Genomic DNA, 15,759 nt, shown 5'->3' with positions numbered 1-15,759 from the left:
GCCGCCCATGGACGGGTCATGACGATCCGCGTCCTGCTGGTGGACGACCAGCCACTGCTGCGAACGGGCTTCCGGTTCATCCTCGAGGCGGAGAAGGACGTCACCGTCGTCGGGGAGGCCGGGGACGGGTCGACGGCCATGGACCAGTCACGTGCGCTCCTTCCGGACGTCGTCCTCATGGACGTCCGCATGCCGGGCATGGACGGCATCGAGGCGACCCGGCGCATCGTGCGGGAGGCGGCGCCGCGCGCTCATGTGCCGAAGGTGCTCGTGCTGACCACCTTCGACCTCGACGAGTACATCGTGGAGGCGCTCCGGGCCGGCGCGAGCGGCTTCCTGCTCAAGGACGTCCCGCCGGACGAGCTCGTGCAGGCCATCAGGGTCGTCGCGGCAGGAGACGCCATCGTCGCCCCGAGCGTCACGCGCCGCCTGCTCGACCGCTTCGCCATGCGGCTGCCCTCGGTCCACCAGCAGGCGACGCCGGCCAGGCTCGACCGGCTCACCGAGCGCGAACTCGAGGTCCTCCAACTGATCGCCAAGGGCATGTCCAACGCCGAGATCGCCGCCGAACTCGTGGTCAGCGAGACGACCGTCAAGACCCACGTCGGCAACGTGCTGACGAAGTTGGGCCTGCGCGACCGGGTCCAGGCGGTCGTCCTCGCCTACGAGACAGGCCTGATCACCCCGGGCGCGCTCCCCTGAGGTCTCTACTCCTCGGGGAGTAGGGGTCTCCCTGACTTCTCCTGCCGCGGGGGCAGACGTAGTCGGTCCCGCAGGCCGATCCTCCGGCGGGCGGGCGCCCATAGCGTCGAAGCATGACGTTTCCCCTGACGACATCCGTGAACAGAGACCTCGCCGGCGCCGCGCCCACGACCGATGACGAGATCCGTTCCGCCGGCCCGCTCGCCGCGCGCGCGGTCGGCGTGACCAAGGTGTACGGCACCGGCGACGCCCGTGTGTCCGCGCTCGGCGGAGTGACCCTGGGCATCCCCGGCGGCCGGTTCACCGCCATCATGGGCCCGTCCGGATCGGGCAAGTCCACACTGATGCACTGCCTCGCGGGTCTGGACACCGTGACGGACGGCAAGGTGTTCGTCGGCGACGTGGAGCTGACCCGCCTCGACGACAGGCGGCTGACCCGGCTGCGCCGCGACAGGATCGGATTCGTCTTCCAGTCCTTCAACCTGATCCCGACCCTGACCGCGCTGGAGAACATCACACTCCCGATGGACATCGCGGGCGTGCGTCCCGACCCGGCCTGGCTCGACACGGTCATCGACACGGTGGGGCTGCGCCCCCGGCTGAGGCACCGGCCGTCCGAGTTGTCCGGCGGCCAGCAGCAGCGGGTGGCCTGCGCGCGCGCCCTGGCGAGCAAGCCCGAGATCATCTTCGCCGACGAGCCCACCGGGAACCTCGACTCGCGCTCCGGCGCCGAGGTGTTGTCGTTCCTGCGCAACTCGGTGCGGGAGATGGGCCAGACCGTCGTCATGGTGACCCACGACCCCGTGGCCGCCTCCTACGCCGACCTCGTCGTCTTCCTCGCCGACGGCCGCATCGTCGACCAGCTCGCCGACCCGACCGCCGAGGGCGTGCTCGAGCGCATGAAGGGCCTGGACCGATGATCACCCGGCTGACCCTGAAGAACCTCGCCGCGCACAAGCTGCGCCTCGGGCTCACGGCGCTCGCCGTGGTGCTCGGCACGGCGTTCGTCGCCGGGACGCTGATCTTCTCCGGCACGACCGACAAGGCCTTCGACGACCTCTTCTCCGAGGGCACGCACACGGTGGACGTCACGGTGCAGGGCCGGCAGGCGTTCGCGGGGAGCGCCGACGGCGTCGCCGTGAAGCCGGTCCCCGCCTCCGTCCTCGACGAGGTCCGCGGGGTGGACGGCGTGGCCGAGGCCCGCGGCCAGATCACGGGCTTCGCGGCGATCGTCGGCAGGGACGGGAAGATCGTCGGCGGGAACGGTCCGCCGCAGCTCGGGATCGGCTGGCCGTCGTCCCTGTCGGATTACGGCCTCGTCACCGGCCGGGGTCCCGCGGGTCCCCACGAGATCGCCATCGACTCGGTGACCGCGGAGAAGACCGGATACACGACAGGCGACCAGGTGAAGGTCGTGGCGAAGGGCCCGGCCGAGCCGTACGAGGTGGTCGGGGTGTTCAAGGTCGGCGCGAGTGGGAGGACGGGCGGCGTCACCTACGCCGCGTTCGACCCCGCCACCGCGCAGCGACTGCTGGTCGAACCGGGCTCCTTCTCCGGGATCGTGGCCAAGGCCGCGAACGGGGTCTCCCCCGCCGAACTGGCCACGAGGGTGGGCGCGGTCGTGCCCGCGGAGTACGAGGCCATCACGGCCCAGCAGGCCGCGGACGACGCCGCCGGTGGCGTCAGGGAACTCCTCGGCTTCCTCAGCACGTTCCTGCTGACCTTCGGCGTCATCTCGATCTTCGTGGGCTCGTTCATCATCTTCAACACGTTCTCGATGCTGGTCGCGCAGCGGACCAGGGATCTGGCGCTGCTGCGCGCCGTCGGGGCGTCCCGCCGCCAGGTGACCCTCTCGGTCATGGGCGAGGCGCTCGGGGTGGGACTGCTCGGCTCGATCGCCGGCCTGCTCGCGGGGGCTGGGCTGGCGGTCGGGCTGCGCGGGCTCTTCTCCGCGTTCGGAGCCGACCTGCCGACGACCGGCCTCGTCATCGCGCCGTCGACGGTCGTGTGGACCCTCGCGGTCGGCGTGACCGTCACCCTGGTCGCGGCCTACTTCCCGGCCCGCCGCGCGGCGAAGACGCCTCCGGTGGCGGCGCTGCGGGACGACGTCGCCACGCCGGCCCGGTCACTGCGCGCCCGTGCCGTGGCCGGGGGGCTGTCCGCCGTCGTCGGAGCCGCTCTGCTCGCGACCGGCCTCGCAGGCGACGGCGGCAACCCGCTCGCCCTCGTGGGAGGCGGCGCCCTGCTGGTCTTCCTCGCCGTCGCCATGCTTAGCCCGCTGTTCGCGCGCCCGGTCACCCGGGTGCTGGGGGCGCCCCTCGTCCGGCTGTTCGGCACGACGGCCAGGCTCGGCAGCGGGAACGCGCAGCGCAACCCCCGGCGGACCTCCGCCACGGCCGCCGCCCTCATGATCGGCATGGCGCTGATCGCCACGGTGTCGGTGCTGGCGGCCTCGATGACGGCCTCCATCGACAAGGCGCTCGACGGCTCTCTCGGCGCCGACTTCCAGGTGTCGGCGGGCGGTGGTTTCGGGCCGCCCGGTTCGTTCGACCCGTCGGTGGCGGCCGCGCTCGCCGCGGTGCCGGGTGTGCGGAGCGCGACACCGATGACGTACGCCCAGGTCAAGCTGGACAACGAGCCGGTCTTCGCCGCCGTCGGCGATCCGGCCGCGCTGGCCGGGCCGTTCGGGCTCGAGATGGAGTCGGGCACGCTCGCCGCGGGCGCCGACGAGATCCTGGTCGACGCCAAAACGGCGAAGGCCGGCGGCTGGACGGCGGGGTCGACCGTGCGGGGCCAGTACGCGGACGGCGCATTCGCGACGATCAGGATCGCGGGCGTCTTCGCGGACAATCCGATGGCGGGGTCCTACCTCATGGGAGAGGCCACCCACGCGGCCCACTACCCGGGCTCGCGGGTCTCCACCGTCCTCGTCGTCAAGGAGCCGACCGCCGACGCGGCGGCCGTCCGCAAGGACCTGGACGCCTCCCTCGCGGCCTATCCCAACCTGACGCTGCAGGACCAGTCCGACATCAAGGAGCAGGCGCGGGCGAGCGTCGGCCAGCTCCTCACGATGATCACCGCGCTGCTGGTGCTCTCGATCGTGATCGCGATCCTCGGCATCATCAACACCCTCGCGCTGTCGGTGATCGAGCGGACGCGCGAGATCGGGCTGCTGCGGGCCGTCGGGATGGGCAGACGCCAGTTGCGCCGGATGATCCGCTACGAGTCGGTGCTCATCTCGGTCTTCGGCGCGCTGCTCGGAATCGCGGTCGGGATCGGCTTCGGCTGGGCTGTCCAGCGTGCGCTCGCGAGCCAGGGCATCGACGTCCTGTCCGTGCCCGCCGCACAACTCGGCGCCTATCTGGCGGCCGCGGCGCTGGTCGGCGTCCTCGCGGCGGTCTGGCCGGCACGCCGGGCGGCCAGGATGGACGTGCTGCGGGCGATCGCCACGCAGTGACACTCCTGGGCGACACTTCTCCGCGGCGCTGCACCGCCGGTACGGCTCCCGCGATCGGGGGGGACGCGGGAGCCGTACCGGGGCGACGTCGTCGGGCGACTCGTTCCGTCAGGCGGTCGTGACCGCGGGCTCCGGAGTCGTGGGGGCGTTCTCGGGGAAGTGGCAGGCGACCTGGTGGCCGGTGGCGAGCGTCTCCAGCGGCGGCTCGACCGTCTTGCAGATCTCCTGCGCCTTCCAGCAGCGGGTGTGGAACCGGCAGGCGGGCGGCGGGTTGAGCGGCGAGGGCACGTCGCCCTGGAGCCTGATGCGCTCCCGCTGGGCCCGCCCCTTGGGGTCGGGGATCGGCACGGCGGACAGCAGCGCGTTCGTGTACGGGTGCATGGGCGACTCGTACAGGCTCTTGCGGTCGGCCAGCTCGACGATCTTGCCGAGGTACATCACGGCGACCCGGTCGCTGATGTGCCGGACCACCGACAGGTCGTGCGCGATCACCAGGTAGGTGAGGTCGAGCTCGCCCTGCAGGTCCTCCAGCAGGTTCACCACCTGGGCCTGGATCGACACGTCGAGCGCGGAGACCGGCTCGTCCGCGATGATCAGCTTCGGCTTGAGCGCCAGCGTCCTCGCGATGCCGATGCGCTGCCGCTGGCCGCCGGAGAACTCGTGCGGATAGCGGTTGTAGTGCTCCGGGTTGAGGCCCACCAGCTCCAGGATGTCCTGGACCGCCTTCTTGGTGCCGTGCTCTGTCTTGATCCCCTGGATCCGGAAGGGAGCGCCGACGATGGCGCCGACCGTGTGCCGGGGGTTGAGCGAGCTGTAGGGGTCCTGGAAGATCATCTGCACGTCCCGGCGGAGCGGGCGCATCCGGCCCTGGGACATGTGCGTGATGTCGTTGCCCTCGAAGAGGATCTTCCCACCGGTCGGCTCGATGAGCCGGGTGATCAGGCGCCCGGTCGTCGTCTTGCCGCAACCGGACTCGCCCACCAGGCCGAGCGTCTCGCCCTTGACGACGTCGAAGCTGATGCCGTCGACGGCCTTGACCGCCGCCACCTGGCGCTGGAGCAGCCCCTTGGTCACGGGGAAGTGCTTCTCCAGCCCCTCGACGGACAGCAGGGGCTCACTCATGGGTCTCTCCTCGCGTGACGATGCGCGGTCCGCTCGCGCGGGACGCCGCGTTCGTCGTGGTTCGCTCGCCGCGCCGCCTCACGACGCCTCCAGGCTCGGCTTGATCTCGGTCTCCCAGATGGAGCGGCGCGTGTCACGCGGCAGGTGACACCGCACCAGGTGACCGCCCTCGGTCTCCACGAGCTGCGGGACCTCGGTCGAGGCCTTGCCGCCGGTGCGGTCCTCGAACGTGCAGCGCGGGTGGAAGGCGCAGCCGGCCGGCACGTTGATGAGCGAGGGCGGCGAGCCCTTGATCGGCAGGAGGCGCTCGGTCCGGTCGCGGTCGAGCCGCGGCATGGATCCCAGCAGGCCCCAGGTGTAGGGGTGCTCCGGCCGTTCGAAGATGTCCTCGGCCGTGCCGTACTCGATGCACTTGCCGCCGTACATGACCAGGATGTCGTCGGCGAGCTCGGCGACCACGCCCAGGTCGTGCGTGATGATGATCAGGGCGGCGTTGAAGTCACGCTGAAGGTCGCGCATCAGATCGAGGATCTGCGCCTGGACGGTCACGTCGAGAGCCGTGGTGGGCTCGTCGGCGATGAGCAACTCGGGGTCGCAGCTCAGCGCCATCGCGATCATCGCACGCTGCCGCATGCCACCGGAGAACTCGTGAGGGTAGCTGTCCACCCGCCGGTCAGGCTGCGGGATGCCCACCCGGCCCAGCATGTCGATCGCGTGCTTGCGCGCGACCTTCTTGCTGACGTCGTTGTGGATCCGGTACGCCTCGACGATCTGGGAGCCCACCGTGTAGAACGGGTGCATCGCGGACAGCGGATCCTGGAAGATCATCGCCATCTTCTTGCCGCGGAGCGTGCGCACGTGCTCGGCGCTGGCGCCGACCAGTTCCTCGCCGTCCAGCCAGATCTCGCCGCCGAGCTTCGCCCGTCCGCCCTTGTGCAGGCCGAGGATGCCCAGCGACGTGACGCTCTTGCCGGAGCCGGACTCGCCCACGATGCCGAGGGTCTTGCCCCGCTCCAGCGCGAACGACAGCCCGTCGACGGACTTGACGAGGCCGTCGTCGGTCGGGAAGTGGACGCGCAGGTCCTTCAGTTCAAGAAAACTCATACCAGTCTCACCCTCGGGTCGACCACGGCATAGAGAAGGTCGACGACCAGGTTCGCGACGACCACGAAGAACGCGGCGACGAGCGTCACGCCCATGACCTGGGGAAGGTCCTGGCGGCCGATCGCGTCGATGGCGTACTTGCCGATGCCGGGCAGAGAGTAGGTGCTCTCGGTCAGCACCGCGCCGCCGAGCAGCAGGCCGAGGTCGAGACCGAAGATCGTCAGAATGGGGGTGAGCGCGCCGCGCAAGCCGTGCTTGACGACCACGGTCCGCTCCCGCAGGCCCTTGGCCCTGGCGGTGCGGATGTAGTCCTCGTTCATCGTCTCCAGCATGCCCGCACGGGTGAGCCGCGCGTATCCGGCGGCGTACAGGAAGGCGAGCGTGATCCAGGGCAGCAACAGGTCATACGCCCAGGTAGCCGGATTGGTGAGGAATGGCGTGTACGTGCCGCCGGCCACGGTGATCTTCAGGCCGTAGCTGAACAGCACCAGCGACACCATTCCGGTGAAGAAGATGGGCATCGACACCCCGGCGAGGGCGATGCTCATCGCGGCGCGGTCGAAGAAGCTGCCGCGTTTCAGCGCGGACAGCACGCCGGTCGCGACTCCGGCGATGACCCAGATCACCGCGGCCCCGAGGGCCAGGGAGATCGTGACGGGAAGCCGGTCGAGCAGATCAGGCCAGACCGGTAGCCGGGTGAGGAAGGAGTAACCGAAGCAGGGCGCCGGGCAGCGCTCGACACCGGGGCCGTAGTCGTAGTCGGCACCGACCACGATGCCCTTCGCGAAGCGCCCGTACTGCACGACCAGCGGATCGTTGAAGCCCAGCTTCTCGGCCGCGACCTTGACCTGCTCCGCCGAGGCGGTACGCCCGACGTAGCGAGCGGCCAGATCCTCCGACGTCGCGCCGGCCAGGCGCGGCACCAGGAAGAAGATGGCGAAGGTGATGATGCTCACGATGGAGAGCATCACGACCGACCAGATCAGCCGCCGGATGATGTATGTGACCACAGTCCCCCCGGCTCCGGGGGCCGGCTCTCACGAGCCGGCCCCCTTGCCGCGTTCACGCGTAGCGCGGATCTATCGGATGTGCAGAGGTACTACTTGACGCCCATGCCGAGGTAGTCGTACATGCCGTACGCGTCGTTGACGAACACGTTCGTCGCGTTCTTGCTGCGCACCAGCAGAGCCTTCGCCCAGACGTTCGGCAGGATGTAGGCGTCATCCATGACCTTCTTGTCGATCTGGGTCCAGATGCCGTTGCGCGAGTTGGGGTCGGTCTGCTCCATCGCCTGGTCGATCAGCTTGTCGACCTCGGGGTCGCGGACGCTGATGTTCGAGGAGCCGCCGGTGTCACGGATGACGCGGCTGTCGACGATCTGCTGGAGGAAGCCGAACCCGTCGGGCCAGTCCGACTGCCAGCCGTTCATGGCCAGGCCGAGCTTGTTGTCCTTCGCGTAACCGGGCTTGCCCGCGTACAGGGCGAAGTAGTCGGTCTGCGGGAAGGGCTTCAGCGTCAGCTTGATGCCCACGCGGCCCAGCGACTGCTGGAGAGCCTCGGCGGCCGCCTTCTCCTTCGGACGCTCGGCCCGGTAGGCGATGTTGGTCTCGAAGCCGTTCGGCTGGCCACAGGCGGTGAGGGCCTCCTTGGCCTTGGTCACGTCGCCCTTGTTGTCGGCGCCGGGGACCCAGGTGTTGAAGTCCTCGTGACCGGGGATCGACGGCGGCAGCAGGCTGGTGGCGATCTGACCACCCGCGAACTCGCCGCCCCACGCGGTCTGCAGGGCCGTCTTGTCGGCCGCGTACTCGACGGCCTTGCGGCACTCGAGGTTGTCCAGCGGCGCGACGTTGCCGTTGATCGAGGTGTACCAGAGACGGGTGCCCGTCGGGTTGTCCGTACCGGCCTTCACCGCGGGGTCGGGCAGGATGCGGCCCAGGGCGGCCGGCTGCACACCGGTGCCCGTCACGTCGACGTCGAGGTCACCGGCGAGGACCCGGTTGTCGATGTCGTCGGCGTTGACGTTGGTCGCGACGTCGTAACCGTCGGGCAGCGCCTTGCGGTTCGGGTCGGTCGCCGGGTCCCACTGGTCGTTGCGGACGAGCGTGAAGCCCTTGCCGATCTCGTTCTTGTCGAACTTGTACGGCCCGGTGGAGATCACGTGCTCCTTGTACTTCGCGCCGGTGTCCTTGTCCTTGGGGACCGGGATGGTGGCGGGAAGCTGGGCGAAGTAGTCGAAGTTGCTCAGCGGCTGCTTGAGGTGGAAGACGATCGTCTGGTCGTCCGGCGTCTCAATGGCGCTGTCGGTGTTGACGTCCTTCGACTTGTAGGCGCCCTTGTAGTCCTTGGGCCAGTTCAGGAAGTCGTTGAAGTAGGTGTACCCGTCGGGGAACACCTCCTTGTCGAACGAGCGCTCCACGCCGTACTTCACGTCCTTGGACGTGACGGGGGTGCCGTCCTCGAACTTGATGCCCGCCTTGAGCTTGTAGGTCCAGGTCTTGGCGTCGTCGCTCGGCGTGCCCAGGCCCTCGGCCAGGTCGGGCGTGAGCTCGTTGCCCGTCTTGCCCGGCGCGGACTTGAACATCACCAGCGAGCGGCCGTAGAGCCGGATGAAGTTCCAGGAGTAGCCGTAATAGGTGTCGCCCGGGTCGAGGGAGTCCCAGTCACCCGCGTTCGCAAGCTTGAGGATGCCCCCCTTCTTGTCCGAGGGGTTGACCACCGCGGTGAGGGCGCCGTTGAACTCGCCCGTCGATCCGGCGGCCGCCGGCGCCCCGCTGGAGGTCGGGGTCGTGGTCGAACCGCCTCCACAGGCGGCGAGCCCGAGAGCGAGGACCGCGCTCAGCGCGGCCACGCCCAGTCTCGTTGTTTTCTGCATCTACGGATCCCTTGGTTGGTAGTGCCGGGGGGAATTACGGGAATTCGAGGGATTTCATCGAGCCTTCGGATCGAGGGCATCCCTCAGGCCATCGCCGAACAGGTTGAACGCCAGGACGGTGATGAAGATCGCCATGCCGGGGAAGAACATGAAGTGCGGAACCGTGTAGAACCGGACCGCGTCCGCCAACATGCCGCCCCACGTGGGGGTGGGCGGCCGCACTCCGACGCCGAGGAACGACAGCGACGCCTCGAAGATCACGTTGGTCGGGATCAGCAGCGTCGCGTAGATCAGGATCGGCGCGATCAGGTTGGGCAGCATCTCGCGGAAGATGATGTACGGCCCGCGCGCCCCGAGGCTCCGCGCCGCGTCGACGAACTCCCGCTCGCGCAGCGACAACGTCTGCCCGCGGATGATGCGCCCGATGTACGGCCAGCTGAAGAAGCCGATGATGAAGATCAGGAGCGAGACGCGCAGGGTGTCGCCGGTGAGGCCGAAGGCCGAGTCGGGGACGACACCCGCCAGGGCGATGGCGAAGACCAGGATGGGGAACGCCAGGAAGACGTCCATGGCCTTGCTGATGATCGAGTCGACGATGCCGCCGAAGTATCCGGCCGTGACGCCGAGCAGGGTCCCGATGACCACCGACAGCAACGTGGCGAGGAAGGCGATCAGCAGCGAGATGCGCGCGCCGTAGACGACGCGGCTGAAGATGTCCCGGCCGTTGACGGGCTCGACCCCGAAGAGGTGGTCGGCGCCGATGCCGGTGCCGCCCTTGGGCACCAGCGTGGACGGGTCGATGAGGTCGGAGTTGAACTGGGTGGGGTCCTGGCCGAAGGCCCCGGCGATCAGTGGCGCGAATATCGCCACCAGGATCAAGAAGATCACGACCAGTCCGCCCGCGAGGGCCACCTTGTCGCGCTTGAGGCGCATCCAGGCGATCTGACCGAGTGAACGGCCCTGGATGGCCTTGACGTCACCCTGTCCCGCGAGGACAGCCTCCGGCGTGGCCTCGAAATCGGATCCGGGCACGTCCAGCGGCGCGGTCATAGACCCTCCTTGCACGGTTCCATGACCAAGGTGCTGACTTCCTTAATGACCTTGCTACGCGCGGCCATGGGTGTCGGGACTCCCTGGATCGCAGACGACATTGTCCGTGAGGCCCGTGTGTGTGGTGCCTCTGGAACGCACAATGTATGCGCTGAGCTGCAGTGACCAGAACCCAGACGGCCCCTGTGGCTCAACTGTGATTCATGCGAAACTCATTCGTGTTGATCTTGAAAGGATTGTCGGGGTCTCGTTTCGGTTGTGTCGCAGATCCGTGACATAGAACCGGAGACTGATCCAGGTCCCGACATGTGAGATTTTCAGCTGATCCCACGCCGCTTGAGGATGTCCTCGATGTCGGAGAAATCGTCGGCGGGGGCGGGCTTGGCGGCCCGTTCGACGGGTCGCGGGTCGGCCGCCTTGCCCGGCTTCCGCGGCGTCTCCGCCTTCGTGGGCGCCTCCGGATCGGCGGGACCCGTGGCACGGGCCCGGGACAGGGCCCGGCCGCGCAGGCCGCCCGAGACGAAGAAGAGCAGAACCGACAGTCCGGTGACGACGACGCCCGCCCAGACCATCGGCGAGAAGACCAGGCCCGTGACGAAGCCGACGACGGCGGAGCCGATGTTCCACACCGTCCTGAGCGCCCCGGTCAGGTAGGCCGCCAGGGGAAGCAGCGACCAGGCGGTGGCCCGCAGGCCCGCCTGGAGCCCCCTGCGACGGAAGGCGAGGTAGCTGAGCGCGATCCCCACCGCGGTGAGCCCGGCGCTGAGCGGCAACCAGGCGATCTGGTCGAAGGTCATGGCGATCCCCTAAGTCACGGCCTGGACATCCGGCACCCCTCCATCCTGGCACGCGACCCGCCCCTCCGCGTGGTGGTGATCATGCACACCTTCGCGGAATCCCCACCCCACCCCACCCGCCCCGCTTAACCCCCCGCCGTGATCATGCACACATTCGGCGACACGCCGTCTCACCAGCGCGAACGCCAGCCGTGATCATGCGCACTTTCGGCCGCACACCACTTGACCAGCACGAACACCGTTCATGATCATGCACGGCCCGGGCGGCACACCGCCTCAACCAGCGCGTACGGCTCCCGCGATCAAAGAACGTGCGACCGCAGCAGGTCGACGTTCACGTCCAGGAGCGAGGGCATGACGAGCCGCCCGGCCGCGGGCGTGATCGGCAGCACGCTCGGCACCGCCACGACCCGGCAGCCGGCCGCGGTCGCCGAGGCGACGCCGTTCGGCGAGTCCTCCAGGACGACGCAGCGCGCCGGATCCACCGCGAGCAGCGTCGCGGCGGTCAGGTAGGGCTCGGGGTCGGGCTTGGTCCGCGCGACGTCGTCCGCCGTCACGATCACCTCGAAGTACTCCCGGCCGACGCTCTTCAGGACGGCGTCGGCGATCACCCGCAGCGAGGAGGTGACCAGCCCCGCGCGGATCCCGTGGTCCCCGAGACTGCGCAGGAGGTCGAGTGCCCCCGGCATGAGGACGACGCCGGTGGACAGGCGGCTCTCCATGCCCTCGATCAGCCACTCCCCCACGATGGCCGGATCGACGTCGGTCCGTGTCAGCGCCAGCATGTAGGCGACGGTCCGCTCCCAGGACCCTCCGACCAGCTGCTCCTGGTGTTCCGGCCCCCACGTTCCGCCGAGGCGGCCGATGACCTCCTCTTCGACCTCGAACCACACTCGTTCGGTGTCGACGAGCAGTCCGTCCATGTCGAACAGCACAGCGTCCACGTGACCCCTTCCCCCGGCTGAGCGCCTCCGTTAAGAGGGGGGACCAACATGGTAGAGGTCCACCCGAAGCCTTCCTCACCCCGGGGAGCCGGGAGGAGGACGGCCCGGAGCCGGGGAGGCGTCAACACCGCCGCCCCGGCTCGCATTCCGTGAAAGCCCGAAAGCTAGACGTTGAAGTACTTCGCCTCGGGGTGATGAGTGATCAGCGCCGACGTGGCCTGCTCGGGGTGGAGCTGGAACTCCTCCGACAGGGTGACGCCGATGCGCGAGGGATCGAGCAGCTCCATGAGCTGAACCTGGTCCTCCAGATTCGGGCACGCCGGGTACCCGAAGGAGTACCGGCAGCCCGCGATGTTCACCTTGAGCATGTCGGAGAGGGACTCGTCACCGCCGATGCCCAGCTCGGACCGCACCCTGGCGTGCCAGTACTCCGCGAGGGCCTCGGTGAGCTGCACCGACAGGCCATGGAGCTCCAGGTAGTCGCGGTAGGCGTCCTTCGCGAACAGCTCCGCCGCGGCCTCGCTGATCCGGTTGCCCATGGTCGCCACCTGGAAGGCGATGACGTCGACCTCTCCGGAGTCGCGGGACCGGAAGAAGTCCGACAGGCACAGGTGCCGGTCGCGCCGCTGACGCGGGAAGGTGAACCGGGTGCGCTCGTTCCCGGCCTCGTCGAGGATGATCAGGTTGTCGCCCTCGCTGACGCACGGGAAGTACCCGTACACGACGGCGGCCTCGAGCAGGTTCTCCGTCTGCAGCCGCTCCAGCCACATGCGGAGCCTCGGCCGCCCCTCGGTCTCCACGAGTTCCTCGTAGGAGACCCCGTCGCCGCCGCGGGACCCCTTGAGCCCCCACTGGCCCATGAACGTGGCCCGTTCGTCCAGGAAGGCCGCGTAGTCGGCCAGCGGGATGCCCTTGACCACCCGGTCGCCGAGGAACGGCGGCTTGGGCAGGGGGTTGTCGGCCGCGACGTCGGAGCGGGACGGCAGGTCCTCGACGGCGGTCCGGGTGAGGACCGCCCCGGTCTTCACCCGGCGCTCACGCAGCGCGGGAAGCTCCGCGCCCTCCACGCCGCGCTTGACCGCCATGAAGGCGTCCATCAGCCGCAGCCCCTCGAACGCGTCCCTGGCGTACCTGACCTCTCCCTGGTAGAGGTCGGCGAGGTCCTGCTCCACGTACGCCCTGGTCAGGGCGGCGCCACCCAGGAGAACCGGATACTTGTCCGCGATGCCCCGGGAGTTCATCTCCTCGAGGTTCTCCTTCATGATGACCGTCGATTTCACGAGAAGTCCGGACATGCCGATCACGTCGGCCTTCTCGTCGTCCGCCGCCTCGAGAATGGCCGACACCGGCTGCTTGATGCCGAGGTTCACGACCTCGTAGCCGTTGTTGGACAGGATGATGTCCACGAGGTTCTTGCCGATGTCGTGCACGTCGCCCTTGACCGTGGCGAGCACGATCCGGCCCTTGGTGGCGCCGTCGACGCGGTCCATGTGCGGCTCGAGCTGAGCGACCGCGTTCTTCATGACCTCGGCCGACTGGAGGACGAACGGCAACTGCATCTGGCCGGAGCCGAACAGCTCACCGACGGTCTTCATGCCGTCGAGCAGCACGTCGTTGATGATCTCCAGGGCGGGCCGCTGGGTCAGCGCCTCGTCGAGGTCGCCCTCCAGCCCCTTCTTCTCCCCGTCGATGATGCGCCGCTTGAGCCGCTCCCACAGCGGCAGCCCGAGGAGCTCCGCCGCCTTGTCGGCCTTCAGAGCGGCCGCGTCCACCCCTTCGAACAGCTCCATGAACCGCTGCAGGGGGTCGTAACCCTCCCGGCGGCGGTCGTAGACCAGGTCGAGCGCCACCTGACGGTGCTCGTCGGGGATCCGGGCCGTAGGAAGGATCTTGGAGGCGTGCACGATGGCCGAGTCGAGCCCGGCGTTGACGCACTCGTTGAGGAAGACCGAGTTCAGCACGATCCGCGCGGCCGGGTTGAGGCCGAAGGACACGTTCGAGAGGCCGAGCGTGGTCTGCACCGTCGGATAGCGCCGCTTGAGCTCGCGGATCGCCTCGATGGTCTCGATGCCGTCGCGCCGGGTCTCCTCCTGGCCCGTGGCGATGGGGAAGGTGAGGCAGTCGACGATGATGTCGGCGACCTGCATCCCCCAGTTCGTGACCAGGTCCTCGATGATGCGGGTGGCGACGCGCACCTTCCACTCGGCGGTGCGGGCCTGCCCCTCCTCGTCGATGGTCAACGCGACCACGGCGGCGCCGTGCTCCTTGACCAGCCGCATCACCTTGGTGAAGCGGGAGTCGGGGCCGTCGCCGTCCTCGTAGTTGACCGAGTTGACGACCGCGCGGCCGCCGAGCATCTCCAGCCCGGCCTCGATGACCGGGGGTTCGGTCGAGTCGATCACGATCGGCAGCGTCGAGGCGGTGGCGAAGCGGAACGCCAGCTCCTTCATGTCCGTCACGCCGTCGCGGCCGACGTAGTCGACGCACAGGTCGAGCATGTGCGCGCCGTCGCGGGCCTGCGCCCTCGCGATCTCGACGCACTCCTCGTAGTTGCCGGCGAGCATCGCCTCACGGAACGCCTTGGAGCCGTTGGCGTTGGTCCGCTCGCCGATGGCGAGGTAAGAGGTGTCCTGGCGGAAGGGGACGTGCTGGTAGAGCGAGGCCGCCCCCGCTTCGGGGCGAGGCCGCCGTACGGCACGGGCCTTGCCCGAGTTGCGCTCGACGACCTTGCGCAGGTGCTCGGGCGTTGTGCCGCAGCAGCCGCCGATCAGTGCGAGGCCGTAGTCGCGGGTGAAGTTCTCGTGCGCGTCGGCCAACTCGTCGGGCGTGAGGGGGTAATAGGCCCCGTCGGAGGTGAGCTGGGGAAGTCCCGCGTTCGGCATGCACGACAGCGGAACCCGCGCGTGCTTGGCGAGGTAGCGCAGGTGCTCGCTCATCTCGGCCGGCCCGGTGGCGCAGTTGAGGCCGATCAGGTCGACGCCGAGCGGCTCGATCACGGTCAGCGCCGCGCCGATCTCGGAGCCCAGCAACATCGCGCCGTTGGTCTCGATGGTGACCTGTGTGATGATCGGCACATCGCGGCCGGAGGCCTCGACGGCCCGCTTCGCGCCGACGACGGCCGCCTTGAGCTGCAGCAGGTCCTGGCACGTCTCGATGATCAGGGCGTCCGCCCCGCCCGCGATCAGGCCCGCGGCGTTCTCGCCGTAGGCGTCGCGCAGCGTCAGGTACGGCAGGTGCCCCAGGGTGGGGAGCTTGGTGCCCGGCCCCATGGAGCCGAGGACGAACCGGGGGTGTTCGGCGGTCGACCACGTGTCGGCCTGCTCGCGGGCCAGCCGCGCGCCCGCCTCGGAGAGCTCGAAGATCCGGTCGGAGATGCCGTACTCGCCGAGGGCCGCCTGGTTGGCGTTGAACGTGTTGGTCTCGACACAGTCGACGCCCACCGCGAGATACGCGTCGTGGACGGCCCTGACGATGTCGGGACGGCTCACGTTGAGCACGTCGTTGCAGCCCTCGTGGCCCTGGAAGTCGTCCAAAGTGGGGTCGTAGGACTGCAGCATCGTCCCCATCGCCCCGTCGGCGACCAAGACTCGCTCGGACAGCGCTTCGCGGAAGGACGGTCTGCTGGTCATGGGACAAAGCCTATCGGCTGGGTGTCACGACATATTCCACATGATCTCCCTTGGAGGGGTCGCCTCCCCCGTGTTTCCGGGC

Annotated in this window: 11 protein-coding genes; 3 read left to right on the top strand and 8 right to left on the bottom strand. The window is 69.0% G+C overall.

Going from position 1 to position 15,759, the window contains the following annotated elements; all coding sequences use genetic code 11:
- Positions 1-18 precede the first annotated feature (18 nt).
- The 3 genes from Pmi06nite_RS27765 (at position 19) to Pmi06nite_RS27755 (ending at position 4,159) form a co-directional block, all read left to right on the top strand.
- A complete protein-coding gene (locus Pmi06nite_RS27765; RefSeq protein ID WP_203956076.1) occupies positions 19-702 on the top strand; it encodes a response regulator in 684 nt (227 codons plus the stop codon).
- Positions 703-815: 113 nt separating this feature from the next.
- Positions 816-1,622, top strand: a complete 807-nt coding sequence (locus Pmi06nite_RS27760) for an ABC transporter ATP-binding protein (protein ID WP_203956075.1) — start codon at positions 816-818, stop codon at positions 1,620-1,622.
- Positions 1,619-4,159: an ABC transporter permease gene (locus tag Pmi06nite_RS27755; RefSeq protein ID WP_203956074.1), complete on the top strand. Its 2,541-nt coding sequence runs from the start codon at positions 1,619-1,621 to the stop codon at positions 4,157-4,159. The genes Pmi06nite_RS27760 and Pmi06nite_RS27755 overlap by 4 nt, the downstream gene beginning before the upstream one ends.
- A 108-nt stretch (positions 4,160-4,267) precedes the next feature.
- On the opposite strand, the gene Pmi06nite_RS27750 is transcribed toward Pmi06nite_RS27755, so the two are convergent.
- From Pmi06nite_RS27750 to metH, 8 genes are all read right to left on the bottom strand, one after another.
- On the bottom strand, positions 4,268-5,281 hold the full coding sequence (locus Pmi06nite_RS27750; protein ID WP_203956073.1) for an ABC transporter ATP-binding protein: 1,014 nt from the start codon (positions 5,279-5,281) through the stop codon (positions 4,268-4,270).
- A gap of 78 nt (positions 5,282-5,359) precedes the next feature.
- Positions 5,360-6,385: an ABC transporter ATP-binding protein gene (locus Pmi06nite_RS27745; RefSeq protein ID WP_203956072.1), complete on the bottom strand. Its 1,026-nt coding sequence runs from the start codon at positions 6,383-6,385 to the stop codon at positions 5,360-5,362.
- Positions 6,382-7,395, bottom strand: coding sequence for an ABC transporter permease (locus Pmi06nite_RS27740; protein ID WP_203956071.1), 1,014 nt, complete (start codon positions 7,393-7,395; stop codon positions 6,382-6,384). The genes Pmi06nite_RS27745 and Pmi06nite_RS27740 overlap by 4 nt, the downstream gene beginning before the upstream one ends.
- A gap of 89 nt (positions 7,396-7,484) precedes the next feature.
- Positions 7,485-9,257, bottom strand: coding sequence for an ABC transporter substrate-binding protein (locus Pmi06nite_RS27735; protein ID WP_203956070.1), 1,773 nt, complete (start codon positions 9,255-9,257; stop codon positions 7,485-7,487).
- 54 nt (positions 9,258-9,311) lie between these two features.
- Entirely contained in the window at positions 9,312-10,307 is a 996-nt protein-coding gene (locus tag Pmi06nite_RS27730) for an ABC transporter permease (protein ID WP_203956069.1), read from the bottom strand.
- Positions 10,308-10,624: 317 nt separating this feature from the next.
- Positions 10,625-11,104 (bottom strand): cellulose synthase, encoded by a 480-nt coding sequence (locus tag Pmi06nite_RS27725; RefSeq protein ID WP_203956068.1) that lies wholly within the window; start codon positions 11,102-11,104, stop codon positions 10,625-10,627.
- Between the two features lie 302 nt (positions 11,105-11,406).
- Positions 11,407-12,048, bottom strand: coding sequence for an HAD family hydrolase (locus Pmi06nite_RS27720; protein WP_239114244.1), 642 nt, complete (start codon positions 12,046-12,048; stop codon positions 11,407-11,409).
- A 164-nt stretch (positions 12,049-12,212) separates the two neighbouring features.
- Positions 12,213-15,677, bottom strand: coding sequence for a methionine synthase (metH, locus tag Pmi06nite_RS27715; RefSeq protein ID WP_203956067.1), 3,465 nt, complete (start codon positions 15,675-15,677; stop codon positions 12,213-12,215).
- Positions 15,678-15,759: the final 82 nt, after the last annotated feature.

It is taken from the genome of Planotetraspora mira (assembly GCF_016863275.1).
In the GTDB taxonomy this organism is placed as follows: Bacteria; Actinomycetota; Actinomycetes; order Streptosporangiales; family Streptosporangiaceae; genus Planotetraspora; species Planotetraspora mira.
Note: the sequence above shows the minus strand (reverse complement) of the source record. Positions and strands in the feature narration are given on the sequence as shown.

Excerpts from the sequence above, each read along its gene's own strand:
- Pmi06nite_RS27735 (WP_203956070.1), bottom strand. The coding sequence starts at position 9,257 with ATGCAGAAAACAACGAGACTGGGCGTGGCCGCGCTGAGCGCGGTCCTC.
- Pmi06nite_RS27760 (WP_203956075.1), top strand. The coding sequence starts at position 816 with ATGACGTTTCCCCTGACGACATCCGTGAACAGAGACCTCGCCGGCGCC.
- Pmi06nite_RS27725 (WP_203956068.1), bottom strand. The coding sequence starts at position 11,104 with ATGACCTTCGACCAGATCGCCTGGTTGCCGCTCAGCGCCGGGCTCACC.
- Pmi06nite_RS27730 (WP_203956069.1), bottom strand. The coding sequence starts at position 10,307 with ATGACCGCGCCGCTGGACGTGCCCGGATCCGATTTCGAGGCCACGCCG.
- Pmi06nite_RS27755 (WP_203956074.1), top strand. The coding sequence starts at position 1,619 with ATGATCACCCGGCTGACCCTGAAGAACCTCGCCGCGCACAAGCTGCGC.
- Pmi06nite_RS27750 (WP_203956073.1), bottom strand. The coding sequence starts at position 5,281 with ATGAGTGAGCCCCTGCTGTCCGTCGAGGGGCTGGAGAAGCACTTCCCC.
- Pmi06nite_RS27745 (WP_203956072.1), bottom strand. The coding sequence starts at position 6,385 with ATGAGTTTTCTTGAACTGAAGGACCTGCGCGTCCACTTCCCGACCGAC.
- metH (WP_203956067.1), bottom strand. The coding sequence starts at position 15,677 with ATGACCAGCAGACCGTCCTTCCGCGAAGCGCTGTCCGAGCGAGTCTTG.
- Pmi06nite_RS27765 (WP_203956076.1), top strand. The coding sequence starts at position 19 with ATGACGATCCGCGTCCTGCTGGTGGACGACCAGCCACTGCTGCGAACG.